General features: G+C 58.6%; 15 protein-coding genes. 5 read left to right on the forward strand and 10 right to left on the reverse strand.

Annotation, left to right across the window (positions count from 1 at the left end; genetic code table 11):
- Nucleotides 1-83: 83 nt before the first annotated feature.
- From dgcA to ACWKV9_RS16155, 3 genes are all read right to left on the reverse strand, one after another.
- Nucleotides 84-2144, reverse strand: a complete 2061-nt coding sequence (dgcA, locus tag ACWKV9_RS16145; RefSeq protein ID WP_483837132.1) for a dimethylglycine demethylation protein DgcA — start codon at nt 2142-2144, stop codon at nt 84-86.
- A gap of 15 nt (nt 2145-2159) precedes the next feature.
- Nucleotides 2160-2690 (reverse strand): DUF5943 domain-containing protein, encoded by a 531-nt coding sequence (locus ACWKV9_RS16150; RefSeq protein ID WP_483837133.1) that lies wholly within the window; start codon nt 2688-2690, stop codon nt 2160-2162.
- Between the two features lie 76 nt (nt 2691-2766).
- Nucleotides 2767-3744, reverse strand: coding sequence for a dipeptidase (locus ACWKV9_RS16155; protein ID WP_483837134.1), 978 nt, complete (start codon nt 3742-3744; stop codon nt 2767-2769).
- A gap of 228 nt (nt 3745-3972) precedes the next feature.
- Here ACWKV9_RS16155 and ACWKV9_RS16160 point away from each other — a divergent pair, with 228 nt between their 5' ends.
- Nucleotides 3973-4377, forward strand: a complete 405-nt coding sequence (locus ACWKV9_RS16160) for a lysozyme inhibitor LprI family protein (RefSeq protein ID WP_483837135.1) — start codon at nt 3973-3975, stop codon at nt 4375-4377.
- 48 nt (nt 4378-4425) lie between these two features.
- Nucleotides 4426-4848 carry a DUF3010 family protein gene (locus ACWKV9_RS16165; RefSeq protein WP_483837136.1) on the forward strand — a complete coding sequence of 141 codons (423 nt, stop codon included), beginning with the start codon at nt 4426-4428 and terminating at the stop codon, nt 4846-4848.
- 214 nt (nt 4849-5062) lie between these two features.
- Here ACWKV9_RS16165 and ACWKV9_RS16170 read toward each other — a convergent pair whose 3' ends face one another.
- Nucleotides 5063-6022 (reverse strand): GlxA family transcriptional regulator, encoded by a 960-nt coding sequence (locus tag ACWKV9_RS16170; protein ID WP_483837137.1) that lies wholly within the window; start codon nt 6020-6022, stop codon nt 5063-5065.
- Between the two features lie 230 nt (nt 6023-6252).
- Between ACWKV9_RS16170 and cdhC the strand changes: the two genes are divergently transcribed.
- The 3 genes from cdhC (at nt 6253) to ACWKV9_RS16185 (ending at nt 8818) form a co-directional block, all read left to right on the forward strand.
- Nucleotides 6253-7140, forward strand: a complete 888-nt coding sequence (cdhC, locus tag ACWKV9_RS16175) for a 3-dehydrocarnitine:acetyl-CoA trimethylamine transferase CdhC (RefSeq protein ID WP_483837138.1) — start codon at nt 6253-6255, stop codon at nt 7138-7140.
- 134 nt (nt 7141-7274) lie between these two features.
- Complete coding sequence (locus ACWKV9_RS16180; RefSeq protein ID WP_483837139.1) at nt 7275-8240, forward strand: L-carnitine dehydrogenase; 966 nt, start codon at nt 7275-7277, stop codon at nt 8238-8240.
- A 98-nt stretch (nt 8241-8338) separates the two neighbouring features.
- Nucleotides 8339-8818: a thioesterase family protein gene (locus ACWKV9_RS16185; protein ID WP_483837140.1), complete on the forward strand. Its 480-nt coding sequence runs from the start codon at nt 8339-8341 to the stop codon at nt 8816-8818.
- A 158-nt stretch (nt 8819-8976) separates the two neighbouring features.
- On the opposite strand, the gene fba is transcribed toward ACWKV9_RS16185, so the two are convergent.
- The 6 genes from fba to tkt all read right to left on the reverse strand — a co-directional run bounded on the left by fba (nt 8977) and on the right by tkt (nt 15153).
- Nucleotides 8977-10041 carry a class II fructose-bisphosphate aldolase gene (fba, locus tag ACWKV9_RS16190; protein ID WP_483837141.1) on the reverse strand — a complete coding sequence of 355 codons (1065 nt, stop codon included), beginning with the start codon at nt 10039-10041 and terminating at the stop codon, nt 8977-8979.
- 123 nt (nt 10042-10164) lie between these two features.
- The gene (locus ACWKV9_RS16195) at nt 10165-10488 is read right to left on the reverse strand and encodes an MliC family protein (RefSeq protein ID WP_483837142.1); all 324 of its coding nucleotides are present in this window, start codon (nt 10486-10488) and stop codon (nt 10165-10167) included.
- A gap of 50 nt (nt 10489-10538) precedes the next feature.
- The gene (locus ACWKV9_RS16200; protein WP_483837143.1) at nt 10539-10766 is read right to left on the reverse strand and encodes a hypothetical protein; all 228 of its coding nucleotides are present in this window, start codon (nt 10764-10766) and stop codon (nt 10539-10541) included.
- 28 nt (nt 10767-10794) lie between these two features.
- Nucleotides 10795-11958: a phosphoglycerate kinase gene (locus tag ACWKV9_RS16205; protein WP_483837144.1), complete on the reverse strand. Its 1164-nt coding sequence runs from the start codon at nt 11956-11958 to the stop codon at nt 10795-10797.
- A gap of 16 nt (nt 11959-11974) precedes the next feature.
- Nucleotides 11975-13024 (reverse strand): erythrose-4-phosphate dehydrogenase, encoded by a 1050-nt coding sequence (epd, locus tag ACWKV9_RS16210; RefSeq protein WP_483837145.1) that lies wholly within the window; start codon nt 13022-13024, stop codon nt 11975-11977.
- Between the two features lie 131 nt (nt 13025-13155).
- Nucleotides 13156-15153: a transketolase gene (gene tkt, locus ACWKV9_RS16215; RefSeq protein ID WP_483837146.1), complete on the reverse strand. Its 1998-nt coding sequence runs from the start codon at nt 15151-15153 to the stop codon at nt 13156-13158.
- Between the last annotated feature and the right edge of the window lie 114 nt (nt 15154-15267).

Raw genomic sequence — 15267 nt, forward strand, 5'->3', positions numbered from 1 at the left:
TGCCCGCGATTGACGCGCCGCGGATTCAAGGACAAACCGCGTTATCGTTCATCGCGGGCAAGCGCGCTCCTACAGGATTGCCATCAAAAATCCTTGCAGAGCCGCAACGCGTCATAAATCGCCGCATGGGTATTACGCTGCGCTACGCAGTCACCGATACGGAACAGCAAGTAGCCGTCACCGGCTTGGCTCAACGACGGCTGCGGCTGGATGGCGAACAAGGCTTCGATGTCGATCTGGCCTTTGTTGCGCGAATCTTCCTTCAAGCCGTAATACAGCTCTTCGTCAGGACGCACGCCGTTCTCGACCACCACCTGATCGACCACACGCTCTTCCTTGGCGCCGGTGTATTCGTTCTCCAGCACCGCCACCAGCTTGTCGCCTTCGCGGTAGACCTTCTCCAGCATCATGTCGCCGGTCATGATCACTTCTTTGGGGTACATGCTGCGGTAGTACGTTGGGAACGACGTCCCGCCAATCGCAACGCCCGGCTTGATGTCGTCGGTGACGATCTCGACCTGGCTGCCCTTGTCGGCCAAAAAGTCGGCCGTCGACATCCCGGTGAATTCGCAAATGGTGTCGTAGACCAGCACGTTCTTGCCCGGCGCGACCTTGCCGTCGAGGATGTCCCAGCTGCTGACGACCAGTCCTTCTGCCGCGCCCCAGTGCTCGTTCTGCTCGATGAACGGATGACCGCCCACCGCCAGCACGATCACGTCCGGACGCAGGTCGCGAATGGCCGAAATGTCCGCCGCCGTGCCCAGGCGCAGATCGACTTTCAACCGGGCCAGCTCCAACTGGAACCAGCGGGTAATACCGGCAATCTGGTCACGCTGAGGCGCTTTCGATGCCGTGGTGATCTGGCCGCCAATGGCGTCTTTCTTTTCGAACAGCGTCACGTCGTGACCGCGTTCGGCCGAGACACGCGCAGCTTCCATCCCCGCAGGCCCCGCACCGACGATCACCACTTTGCGTTTCACGCCGGTGGTTTTCTCGATGATGTGCGGCACGCCCATGTATTCACGGGAAGTGGCGGCGTTCTGGATGCACAGCACATCCAAACCTTGGTACTGACGGTCGATGCAGTAGTTGGCGCCGACGCATTGCTTGATCTGGTCCACCTGACCGGCCTTAATCTTGGCGATCAGGTGCGGGTCAGCGATGTGCGCGCGGGTCATGCCGACCATGTCGACGTAGCCGCCTTCCAGGATGCGGGTGGCCTGATTCGGATCCTTGATGTTCTGGGCGTGCAGCACAGGTGCTTTGACCACTTCCTTGATCCCGGCGGCCAAGTGCAGAAATGGTTCCGGTGGATAACTCATGTTCGGGATGACGTTGGCCAGGGTGTTGTGGGTGTCGCAACCCGATCCCACAACGCCGATAAAGTCGATCATGCCGGTCTGGTCGTAGTACTTGGCGATCTCCTTCATGTCCTCGTGGCTCAAGCCATCGGGGTGAAATTCGTCGCCACAGATACGCAAGCCGACGCAGAAGTCAGGGCCGACTTCCTTACGCACGGCCTTGATCACCTCCAGGCCGAAACGCATGCGGTTTTCGAAACTGCCGCCCCACTCGTCCGTGCGCTTATTGACGCGCGGGCTCCAGAACTGGTCGATCATGTGCTGATGCACCGCCGACAGCTCAACGCCATCCAGGCCACCAGCTTTAGCGCGCGCCGCAGCGCTGGCGTAATTGCCGATCACGCGCCAGATTTCTTCCGGCTCAATGGTTTTGCAGGTCGCGCGGTGTACCGGTTCACGGATGCCGGACGGCGACAGCAGCGTCGGCCAATGGTCGCCGTCCCAGCGCGAGCGACGGCCCATGTGCGTAATCTGGATCATGATCTTGGCGCCGTGCTTGTGCATGGCGTCGGCAAGATTCTGGAAGTGCGGGATGATTTTGTCGGTCGCCAGGTTGACCGATTTCCACCAGCCTTGAGGACTGTCGATGGCTACGCTGGAAGACCCGCCGCAGATTGCCAGGCCGATGCCGCCCTTGGCTTTCTCTTCGTAGTACTTCACGTAGCGGTCGGTGGTCATGCCGCCATCGGTGGCATAAACCTCGGCGTGCGCAGTACTGAGGACGCGGTTGCGGATCGTCAATTTTCCGATTTGAATCGGTTGAAACATTGCTTCGAAAGCCATGACAGAAACCTCGACTTACAACGGCTTGACGATGAACAGGCCGTCGTCGTGGCCTTCTTCCGAACCGCCGTAAACCTGCTCGGCTACGGTGCGGATTTTACTGCCGCTGGCTTCCAGCACCTGGTCCATAGCGCCGGCAAACCAGCCGGTGAACATGTAATCGACCTTGCGACCGACCTTGCCGTAGACGTAAACGAAAGCGGAGTGCTCAAGCTTGACGCTGGCCGTGCCTTTCTCCAGATCAATGTCCTGGATCTTGAACAGGCCCCAACCGCGTTGAGACAAACGATTCATGTAGTGCTCGAACACCGCGACGCCTTCAATACCGTGGCATTCGGCTTCTTTCTCACACCAGTGCCAGGCGGATTTGTAGCCAGCCTTGTAGAGGATCTCGGCATAGGCATCAGCGCCCAGTACTTCTTCAATACCCATGTGGTTATTGACGAAAAAGTGACGCGGCACGTACAGCATCGGCAGGGCATCGGAAGTCCAGACACCGGTTTCGCTGTCGACTTCGATTGGCAACTGAGGGGCGATTTTGGCCATGGAAACTTAACTCCGGAAATTCAGGTAATGCCCTCTTCGCGAATGGCAGAGGGAAAAGGATTCAGAGATCGAAGCGTTATTCGCCCCAGACGTCGCCCAAGATGCGTACCCAGTTCTCGCCCATGATCTTGCGCACGACGCGCTCGGAATGGCCGCGCTTGAGCAGGGTTTCCGTCAGGTTCGGGAATTCGCCGACAGTACGGATGCCCAGCGGGTTGATGATCTTGCCGAAGCTGGTCAGGCGGCGGGCGTAGCCCTTGTCGTGGGTCAGGTATTCGAAGAAGTCCTGGCCGTGGCCCTGGGTGAAGTCAGTGCCGATGCCGATGGCGTCTTCGCCGACCAGGTTCATCACGTATTCGATGGCTTCGGCGTAGTCGTCGATGGTCGAATCAATGCCTTTGGCCAAGAACGGCGCGAACATGGTCACGCCGACGAAACCGCCGTGGTCAGCGATGAACTTGAGCTCTGCGTCGGATTTGTTGCGCGGGTGTTCTTTGAGACCCGAAGGCAGGCAGTGGGAATAGGTCACTGGCTTCTTGGATTCGAGGATGACTTCTTCGCTGGTTTTGGAGCCGACATGGGACAGGTCGCACATGACGCCAACGCGGTTCATTTCGGCAACGATCTCGCGACCGAATCCCGACAACCCACCATCACGCTCATAGCAACCGGTGCCAACGAGGTTCTGGGTGTTGTAGCACATCTGCACAATGCCAACGCCCAACTGCTTGAAGATCTCGACGTAGCCGATCTGGTCTTCGTAGGCGTGGGCATTCTGGAAGCCGAAGAGGATGCCGGTCTTGCCCAGCTCCTTGGCCTTGCGGATGTCGGCGGTGTTGCGCACCTGAATCACCAGGTCGCTGTTTTCGCGGATCAATTTCTGGCTGGATGCGATGCTGTTGACGGTCTGCTGAAAACCTTCCCACACCGACACCGTGCAGTTGGCCATGGTCAGGCCACCTTTACGCATGTCTTCGAACAGCTCACGGTTCCACTTGGCGATGATCAGCCCGTCAATAACGATGCTGTCGGCGTGCAATTCGGCTGGGCTCATCAGGCTGTCCCCTTTAGGCTAATCACGCGCCGAATCGTCTGCCGGCGCTTTGGGGCCAGCATATGCCTGAGGGTCGTGGGAGCCGGGTGCAAAAACGACAGGGGGTTTGCCGAAAGCGTCAAGAAACGACAAAGGGCGACGGCCCGCGTCTGCTGCCTGCGTTTGATAACTGTTCTTTGGCCCGCGCTTGGGCGAGAATCCGACGCATCACTGAATCGGGACGACGCAATGAAAACGATTTTGCTGGCTCTGGCTCTATTCGCCACAGGCGCTCACGCCGCGCAGGACCCCGACTCGACGCCGTGCGATGGCGTCGATGAAGACAAACAGACCCTGGAGTGTTCGGTGTACAGCCGCGACACAGCCGTCAAATTGCTCGACGAGAACTTCCAGAACCTGATGGAGCGGGTGCAAACCCAGTTCGGGGCAAACAAAGCTCAGGCTGATGAATTCACCGGCAAGCTCAAAGTTGCTCAGGAAGCCTGGAAAAAACTGCGTGATGCCGATTGCGCCGTCGAGGTCTTCCCCGACAAACCCGGCACCAAGGATTACAACATCAGCCAGAACGACTGCCTGGCGCGCACCAGTGACGAGCGCTCCGAGTATCTGGAGACCATCGCTCAGTCGGACTGATCGTCAAATGAGATACCCTGACGCCCTTCACGAGCTCAAGGCATCCCCATGAAAATCTGTGGCGTAGAAATCAAAGGCAGCGAAGCCATTTTCGCTGTCGCCTCCCGCGCGACCGGCGCACTCGAACACCTGCCGCTGACCACCAAGAAAATCGCCCTCGAAGACGACGATGAGTCGGCCAACGTAAAAGCCTTCAGCGCATTGATCGGCAAGTTCGTGCGCGACAACGACATCACACAGATCGCGATCAAGAAGCGCAGCAAGAAAGGCGAATTCGCTGGCGGCCCGACGACGTTCAAGATCGAGACGATCTTTCAGCTGCTCGAAGGTTGTGGGGTAACGCTGCTGTCGCCACAGACCATCAATGCGCAGTTCAAAAAGCACAACTTCGAACTGCCTGCGGCGCTGAACAAGTATCAGCATGAGGCTTACAAAGCGGCGTGTTCGGCGCTGGTGAAAGTCGGGAAGTGAACGCGACTTTGTAGGAGCTGATGAGCACGGCGAGGCCGCTAGCCTTGTACCAGGCAATTCGACCTGTCAGGAAAACCCAGATCGTAGCATCGCGCCGCTCGTCAACGCCTACACGGATTCGTGCTGCGGCGTAGACGCGTTATGCAGCTTTTATACTGAATTATTGTCGGAACTATAATTTATAGTTCGAGCAATATTTCACAATAATCCAGAATCAAACCGCATCCTGTTCCCGCGCAGATCTTCGGCGATCTTCCCGTGGACACCGCGTAAACCGCGCCCGATAGCTACGAGTGAAATAAGACGGCGACTCGAAGCCGCACGCGATGCTGACCTCCAGCACGCTCATGTCGCTCTGGCGCAGGAGCTGCCGAGCCTTGTCCAGGCGCAGACTCAGGTAGAAATTGCTCGGGGTGTCGTTCAGGTGCAGTCGAAACAGGCGCTCTAGCTGGCGACGCGTCACCTGAATACCTTCGGCCAACGTCAGGGTGCTCAGTGGGGGCTCGGTGTGTTGCTCCATGACGCCAATTACTTGCACCAGTTTCTTGTTGTTGATGCCGTAACGCGTGGCGATCTGCATACGCTGGTGGTCTTTGCGCGGGCGGATTCGCCCCAGCACGAACTGCTCGGACACCTTGATCGACAGATCCGGCCCGTGGGCCTGTCCGATCAGGTCGAGCATCATGTCAATGGACGCCGTACCCCCCGCCGACGTAATACGACGGCGGTCGATTTCGAACAGCTCCTGCGTGGCCTGTAGTTTGGGATAAGACTCTTTCAAAGCGTCCAGCGCTTCCCAGTGCAAGGTCAGACGATAACCGTCCAGCAAACCGGCTTCGGCCAGCACGAAAGCGCCCGTGTCGATGGCCCCAAGCGTCACGCCTTCGTGGTCAAGACGACGCAGCCAGTGCTCCAGCGCCGGCGTGCAAAACTTGAGCGGATCGACGCTGCCCATGACCCACAACGTTGCCCCCTTCTTCAGCGGCTCCAACGCCGCATCGGCGTTGACCGACATGCCATTACTGGCAATCACAGCTCCGCCGTCGAGGCTCAGGATGTGCCAGCGGTACAACTCGCCACCAAAGCGATTGGCGACCCGCAACGGCTCCACCGCCGAGACAAAGCCCATCATCGAAAAGCCAGGCATGAGCAGAAAATAGAAATCCTGGGACATCGTGGAGAAATTCCTAAAGAGCAGCGTTGGCCAGGTAGGACCGAGTTCAAAGACTGACCACCAGATACACCCACTCCAGAACCTCGGCAAGAGGACAGGTCGCTGCTGTGCAAGAGCTTGTCGCCGCTGTGCGTTTTGACGGGCCGGGAGCTGCGTAGCTTTGCATCACAAAAGCGGGCAGCAAAAAGCCTGCATGACCGAACGCACCCTGGCCTGCAAGGAATCCAAACATGAATCACGACGTCATCATCACCTGCGCACTGACCGGTGCTGGCGACACGACGGGGCGAAGCCACTTGGTCCCGATCACGCCCAAGCAGATTGCCGCCGCTGCGGTTGAAGCCGCAAAGGCAGGGGCGACGGTGGTGCATTGCCACGTCCGCGATCCCGAAACAGGCAAGTTCAGCCGCGATGTTGAGCTGTATCGCGAAGTCATGGATCGCATTCGTGAGGCCGACATCGACATCATCGTCAACCTGACCGCAGGCATGGGCGGTGACCTGGAAATCGGACCAGGTGAGCGCCCTACCGATTTCGGTCCGAACACAGATCTGGTTGGGCCCCTGGCGCGTCTGGCTCACGTTGAAGCGCTGCTGCCGGAGATCTGCACCCTGGATTGCGGCACCCTCAACTTCGGTGACGGCGACACTATTTACGTATCCACCCCGGCGCAATTGCGTGCTGGCGCCAAGCGTATTCAGGAGCTGGGCGTAAAGGCCGAGCTCGAAATCTTCGACACCGGCCATTTGTGGTTCGCCAAGCAGATGATGAAAGAGGGCCTGCTGGACGACCCGCTGTTTCAACTGTGTCTGGGCATCCCGTGGGGCGCACCGGCCGACACCACCAGCATGAAGGCGATGGTCGACAATCTGCCAGCCGATGTGGTCTGGGCCGGATTCGGCATTGGTCGTATGCAGATGCCGATGGCGGCGCAAGCGGTGTTGTTGGGCGGAAACGTGCGGGTGGGGCTGGAAGACAATATCTGGCTCGATAAAGGCGTGCTGGCCAGCAACGGCGCACTGGTCGAACGCGCCAGCGAAATCCTCAGCCGCCTGGGCGCACGAGTCATGACCCCAGCCGAAGGCCGCGTGAAAATGGGCCTGAAGAAGCGTTTTTAATCCACAACGTCCCGCTTTGTAGGAGCGCGCTTGCCCGCGATTGCGTCAGTCCAGATGTGTAATTGTCGACTGACACACCGCCATCGCGGGCAAGCGCGCTCCTACAGGTGATCTCATTGCATCAGGAATCCACCATGACCTTCATCACCCACATTAAAACCTTCGCTGCATTGGGCAGCGGCGTCATCGGCAGCGGTTGGGTCGCGCGGGCGTTGGCTCACGGCCTTGATGTCGTGGCCTGGGACCCGGCGCCCGGCGCCGAAGCGGCACTGCGCAAACGCGTCGCCAATGCCTGGCCTGCGCTCACCCAAAAAGGGTTGGCAGCTGGCGCTTCGCAAGATCGCCTGCGCTTCGTCGCGACGATTGAGGAGTGCGTCCGCGATGCGGACTTCATTCAGGAAAGCGCCCCTGAACGTCTGGATTTGAAACTCGATCTGCACAGCAAGATCAGCGCCGCCGCCAAGCCCAATGCTTTGATCGGTTCCAGCACATCAGGCCTGCTTCCCTCGGAATTCTATGAAAGCGCTACCCATCCGGAGCGCTGCGTCGTCGGTCACCCATTCAACCCGGTGTACTTGCTGCCGCTGGTAGAAGTAGTAGGCGGCAAAAATACGGCGCCGGAGGCGGTTCAAGCTGCGATGCAGGTGTATGAGTCGCTGGGTATGCGGCCCTTGCATGTGCGCAAGGAAGTCCCGGGGTTTATTGCCGACCGTTTGCTTGAAGCGTTGTGGCGCGAGGCACTGCATCTGGTCAACGACGGCGTGGCCACCACTGGCGAGATCGACGACGCGATACGCTTCGGTGCCGGTCTGCGCTGGTCGTTCATGGGCACGTTCATGACCTACACCCTGGCGGGTGGTGATGCGGGGATGCGGCATTTCATGGCGCAATTTGGTCCGGCGCTGAAACTGCCGTGGACTTACCTACCTGCGCCGGAGCTGACTGACAAGCTGATCGACGACGTGGTCGATGGCACCACTGATCAACTCGGCACCCACAGCATCGCCGCACTGGAACGTTACCGCGATGATTGCCTGCTGGCGGTGCTGGAAGCGGTCAAGAAGACCAAGGAGAAACATGGGATGGCGTTTAGCGATTGATCTTCGTCGCCTGAACTGGCCTCTTCGCGGACGAGTCCGCTCCCACAGGATTGCGTCGTACCTGTTGGAAGCTTTCACTCATGCCAAAGGATCAACAGATGCCAACCCTGACCACCTACAAAACCCCAGTGCTCAAAGACTGGGTCGACTACAACGGCCATCTGCGCGACGCGTTTTATCTGCTGATTTTCAGCTACGCCACCGACGCATTCATGGACCTGATCGGCCTGGACAGCAATGACCGCGATGCCAGCGGGCATTCGCTGTTTACCCTGGAAGCGCATATCAATTACCTGCACGAAGTGAAGCTGGACGAGCAGGTTGAGGTCCGTACCCAGGTTGTTGCCCATGATAAAAAGCGTGTGCACCTCTATCACAGCCTGCACCGGGTGGGAGTGGATGAAGCCCTGGCGGCAAGCGAGCAGATGCTGCTGCATGTGGATTTGGCCGATGGGCCGAAATCCGCGCTGTTCAGTGAACAATCGCTTGGCAAGCTGGCTGATGTAATGGAGATGCAAATTGACCAACCCACTCCCGCCTACATCGGACGCGTGATAGGCCTGCCGCCACAACGCTGAACCTGTAGGAGCGCGCTTGCCCGCGAATCGGGGTGAGTCAGCCACGACTTTCTTCCATGGCACCCCATATCGCGGGCAAGTGCGCTTCTACAAACGTTTCTCTCAGCCACAAAAAAGCCCGCATCGCTGCGGGCTTCTTCTGTCAGCAAACGCTCAGATCAATTGACCTTCGCGTTCAGCTCGCCTTTGGCGTAACGCTCGAACATGCCTTCCAGAGAGATCACTTTGATCTTGGACGCATTGCCAGCGGTGCCGAAAGCTTCGTAACGGGCGATGCAGACGTCACGCATGGCGGTAACGGTTTTCGCCAGGTATTTACGTGGGTCGAACTCGCTCGGGTTCTTCGCCATGAATTCGCGAATCGCGCCAGTAGAGGCCAGACGCAGGTCGGTGTCGATGTTGACCTTACGCACGCCGTGCTTGATGCCTTCCACGATTTCTTCGACTGGCACACCGTAGGTTTCTTTGATGTCGCCGCCGTACTCGTTGATGATTTTCAGCCATTCCTGCGGCACGGATGACGAGCCGTGCATCACCAAGTGAGTGTTCGGAATGCGCTTGTGGATTTCTTTGATGCGCTCGATGGCCAGGATGTCGCCGGTTGGCGGCTTGGTGAACTTGTAAGCGCCGTGGCTGGTGCCGATGGCGATAGCCAGGGCATCGACGTTGGTGCGCTTGACGAAGTCAGCGGCTTCTTCTGGATCGGTCAGCATCTGGCTGTGGTCGAGCATGCCTTCTGCGCCGACGCCGTCTTCTTCACCGGCCATACCGGTTTCCAAAGAACCGAGCACACCCAGCTCACCTTCAACCGAAACGCCACAGGCGTGAGCCATGGCCACAACGCGTTGAGTGACGTCGACGTTGTAGTCGTAGTCGGCCGGGCTTTTGCCATCTTCACGCAGGGAGCCGTCCATCATCACCGAGCTGAAGCCCAGCTGGATAGAACGCTGGCAGATGTCAGGGCTGGTGCCGTGGTCCTGGTGCATAACCACCGGGATGTGTGGGAATTCTTCGATTGCCGCGAGGATCAGGTGGCGCAGGAAAGGCGCACCGGCATATTTGCGCGCACCGGCCGAAGCCTGAACGATCACCGGGGAATCGGTCTTGTCAGCCGCTTCCATAATGGCGCGCATCTGTTCCAGGTTGTTCACGTTGAATGCAGGGACGCCATAGCCGAATTCGGCTGCGTGGTCCAACAGCTGGCGCATGCTGATAAGTGCCATTGTCTTTTTCTCTCCCGGTAGGGTCGTTAATCGTGCATGCCTGCCGTGTTGGCGGCTGCTGTTCAAATTATAGGGGCCTATGACGCACAAGCCCGGTACCGCGTCGATCAGGGTGCAAGGCGATTACTGCGCTTTGCAGCCTCGACCGATTAAATCGTTGGTCGCGTCCCAGTAAACCAGGCCATCGCTACCTTTGTTGTCGAACGCCAGCACGCCGTTACTGTACAGCGCGCCGGATGCGCCAGGTTCGGCTTTGAGCCGAAACACCTGCTCGCTTTGATTCAAACGCACATCGACCTCTTTTTTAGCCAGGTCTACGTAACGCCAGTAGATTTCAGCCTTGCTGTCACACACCCAATGGGTCCATGGCTCGGCCGGTTTGGAGGCCGTCATGCTGGCGCAACCGCCCAGCACTGCAAGTATCGCAAGGGCAATCAAGCCTTTCATTACCACTCCTGGGTCATTGATATGTCACTGATCACACGCAATTACCGCGCCTATCGGCAGGCTACAGGCCCAACGGCCGGCATGAAGTCATATTTTTCCCAGAACTCGGGACCACCGCGCTTATAAACGACCGGCACGGTTTCAGCCTGCCAGCCTGCCTGATAGCAGCTGACATGAAGCAACTCGCTTCCAGCCGGCTGCGCCTCCTCGGCTTCAGGCTTGCTGGCACAACCGCCCAGCAGACCTGCTATCAGCAACAGTGGTAATGGCTTGACCATGTGACTCCCCTTCTCCAAAGCCTGATATTCAGGCTTTGGCGCGTTGTTCCAGGATTTCCACGGCTGGCAGCACCTTGCCCTCGACGAACTCGAGGAACGCGCCGCCACCGGTAGAAATGTAGGAGATTTGATCGGCAATGCCATATTTATCAATCGCCGCCAGCGTGTCGCCGCCGCCTGCAATCGAGAACGCCGAGCTGTCGGCAATGGCCTTGGCGAGAGTTTTGGTGCCTTCACCGAACTGATCGAACTCAAACACGCCAACCGGGCCATTCCAAAGAATAGTCTTGGAAGATTTCAACAGTTCGGCGAACTGCTTGGCGGTCTGTGGCCCGATGTCGAGAATCATGTCGTCGTCAGACACGTCGGCAATCAGTTTGACGGTCGCTTCAGCGTCTTCAGCGAAAGCTTTCGCCACAACCACATCAACCGGCAACGGCACGCTGACCTTGGCGGCAATGGAACGGGCGGTGTCCAGCAGATCCGGCTCGTACAGCGATTTGCCGACTTTATGACCGGCGGCGGCGAGGAACGTATTGGCGATGCCGCCACCAACGATCAGTTGATCGCAGATCGTGCTCAGGCTGTTGAGCACATCGAGTTTGGTGGAAACCTTGGAACCGGCAACAATCGCCGCCATTGGTTTGGCAGGTGAGCCCAGTGCTTTGCCCAGTGCATCCAGTTCGTTGGCCAGCAGGGGACCGGCGGCGGCGACTTTGGCGAACTTGGCAACGCCGTGGGTCGAGCCTTCGGCGCGGTGAGCAGTGCCGAACGCATCCATCACGAACACATCACACAAAGCGGCGTATTTGTGCGCCAGCTCGTCAGTGTTCTTTTTCTCGCCCTTGTTGAAGCGCACGTTCTCGAAAAGCACGATGTCGCCGGCCTTGATATCGAAGCCGTCCAGATAATCGGCCACCAACGGCACTTCACGACCCAAGGCTTTGCTCAGGTACTCGGCGACTGGCTTGAGGCTGTTTTCGGCGGAGAATTCACCTTCGGTCGGACGACCCAGGTGGGAGCAGACCATGACAGCCGCGCCCTTTTCCAGCGCCAGCTTGATGGTCGGCAGCGATGCAAGAATGCGTGCATCGCTGGTGACGACACCGTCCTTGACCGGAACGTTGAGGTCTTCACGGATCAGTACACGCTTACCTTGCAGATCGAGGTCGGTCATCTTCAACACGGTCATGAGGCTTTCCCTGTTTTTACTGTTGTTGTTGCGAGACGCGCAGGTAGTGCTCGGCGACGTCCAGCATTCGGTTAGCAAACCCCCATTCATTGTCGAACCAGGCCAGCAGGTTCACCAGTCGAGGGCCGGAAACACGGGTCTGACTGGCATCGACAATGGCCGAATGAGGGTCATGGTTGAAATCACAACTGGCGTGCGGCAATTCGGTATAAGCCAACAACCCCTTCAGCGGGCCGCTGGTGGCGGCCTCGCGCAGAATCCGGTTGATCTCCACGGCATTGGTATCACGCGCAGTTTGCAGCGTGATGTCCAGGCACGAGACGTTGACCGTCGGCACTCGAACAGCTTTGGCCTGAATTCGGCCCGCAAGTTCCGGCAACAGCCGCTCGATCCCGCGCGCCAGACCAGTGGACACCGGAATGATCGACTGAAAAGCCGAACGAGTCCGGCGCAGGTCTTCATGGTGATAAGCATCAATCACCGGCTGATCGTTCATCGCCGAGTGAATGGTGGTGATCATGATGTAATCCAGACCCAGCGCCTGATCGAGCAATTGCAGCAACGGTACGCTGCAGTTGGTCGTGCAGGAGGCCGCCGACACCAGCAGTTCGTGCCCGGTCAGCGTGTGCTGATTGATGCCATGAACGATGGTGGCATCGACATCAGCTTCGCTGGCCATGGGCTGGGAGAACAATACACGCGGCGCGCGGGCAGCGAGAAAGCGCTCGCCATCGGCGCGGGTGTTGTAGACGCCTGAACATTCAAGCACCAGGTCAATGTCCAGCGTGTCCCAGTCGATGCCTTCGGGCGTCGCGCTGCGAAACACTTTGATGACGTGGTCATTGATATGCAGGAAATCGCCTTCGACCCGCACTTCGCCGGGAAACCGGCCGTGTGTAGAGTCAAAGCGCGTGAGGTATTCGAGGCTGGCCATGTCGGCCAGATCGTTGATCGCCACCACTTCAAAACCGGCCTTGGCTCCACGCTCGCACAGCGCGCGCAAGACGCAGCGGCCGATACGGCCGTAACCGTTGAGTGCGACTCGATAAGGACGGGATGGGGGCATGGGGTACTCGCAGGCAATCGTTAAACCTGTAGGAGCGCGCTTGCCCGCGAATGCATTCTGTCAGTCAACAAAAATGTCGCTGATAGACCGTTCGCGGGCAAGCGCGCTCCTACAAGAGGACGCATCGTGGATCAGTCTTCCAGCAGCTCTTCAGCCGTGGAAATGACGTTCTCCAGTGTGAAGCCGAACTCTTCGAACAGCGCAGGCGCTGGCGCCGACTCGCCGAAGGTGGTCATGCCGATCACGCGGCCTTCCAGGCCCACGTATTTGTACCAGTAGTCAGCGTGGGCTGCTTCGAGGGCGATACGCGCGCTGACCTGCAACGGCAGAACCGACTGCTTGTAAGAGGCGTCCTGCGCTTCGAATACGCTGGTGCACGGCATGGAGACTACACGCACATTGCGACCCGAAGCCGTCAGTTGGTCGTAGGCCAGAACAGCCAGACCCACTTCCGAACCGGTAGCGATCAGGATCAGCTCAGGCTCGCCCACGCAATAGCGCAGCACATAACCGCCACGGGTGATGTTTTCCAGCTGTTCTGCATCGCGAGCCTGATGGGTCAGGTTCTGACGGGAGAAGATCATTGCCGAAGGACCGTCGTTACGCTCGATGGCGTATTTCCAGGCCGCTGCCGATTCCACGGCGTCTGCTGGACGCCAGGTGTCCAGGTTCGGCGTGGTGCGCAAGCTGGTCAGTTGCTCGATTGGCTGGTGCGTCGGGCCGTCTTCGCCCAGACCGATGGAGTCGTGGGTGAATACATAAATGACGCGCTTCTTCATCAGCGACGACATACGCACCGCGTTACGAGCGTATTCCATGAAGATCAGGAACGTTGCGCCGTAAGGCACGAAGCCGCCGTGCAGCACGATACCGTTCATGATGGCGCCCATGCCGAACTCGCGGACGCCGTAATGCAAGTAGTTGCCGCTGGCGTCTTCGCCGGTAATGCTCTTGCAGCCTTTCCAGATCGTCAGGTTGGAACCGGCCAGGTCAGCAGAACCGCCGAGGAACTCAGGCAGCAGCGGGCCGAAAGCGCTCAAGGCGTTCTGACTGGCTTTACGACTGGCGATGGTTTCGCCCTTGGCGTTGACTTCAGCGACGTAGGCAGCGGATTTTTCCGCAAAGTCAGCTGGCAGCTCGCCGCTCATGCGACGGATCAGCTCGTTGGCCAATTCAGGGTGCGCTGCGGAATAAGCCGCGAAGCGTTGATCCCATTCAGCTTCGGTCGCGAGGCCTTTTTCCTTGGCGTTCCACTCGGCGTAGATGTCAGCCGGGATTTCGAACGGGCCGTGGGTCCATTTCAGCGCAGCGCGGGTCAGGGCGATTTCGTCGTTGCCCAGTGGAGCGCCGTGGCACTCTTCCTTGCCTTGCTTGTTTGGCGAACCAAAACCGATGGTGGTTTTGCAGCAGATCAGGGTTGGCTGATCGCTCTTACGCGCGGTGTCGATGGCGGTTTTGATTTCTTCAGAATCATGGCCGTCAACGTTGCGAATGACTTGCCAGCCGTAGGCTTCGAAACGCTTTGGCGTGTCGTCGGTAAACCAGCCTTCGACTTCGCCATCAATGGAGATGCCGTTGTCATCGTAGAAAGCGATCAGTTTGCCCAGTTGCAGCGTACCGGCCAGGGACGCAACTTCGTGGGAGATGCCTTCCATCATGCAACCATCACCCATGAACACGTAGGTGTGGTGGTCGACGATGTTGTGGCCGGGACGGTTGAATTGAGCGGCGAGAGTCTTCTCGGCCACCGCGAAACCAACGGCGTTTGCAAAACCCTGACCCAGTGGGCCGGTGGTGGTTTCAACGCCCGGGGTGTAACCGTATTCCGGGTGGCCCGGGGTGCGGCTGTGCAGTTGGCGGAAGTTTTTCAGGTCGTCGATGGACAGGTCGTAACCGGTCAGGTGCAGGAGCGAGTACACCAGCATCGAGCCATGGCCGTTGGACATGATGAAGCGGTCACGATCGGCGAATAGCGGGTTGGTCGGGTTGTGTTTCAGGTAGTCACGCCAGAGGACTTCAGCGATATCCGCCATGCCCATCGGGGCACCTGGGTGGCCGCTGTTGGCCTTTTGCACGGCATCCATGCTGAGGGCACGAATGGCATTGGCACGCTCACGACGGCTGGGCATCGCTGATCTCCTGGGGCAGAAAGAATATGGGATCTGAAAAAGGCGACCATTTTCCCTCAGGCATAGCTTGGGGGCAATGACAGATAACGCGGCATCTCGATTTTCATGAGTTGC

It is taken from the genome of Pseudomonas corni, from assembly GCF_057128765.1.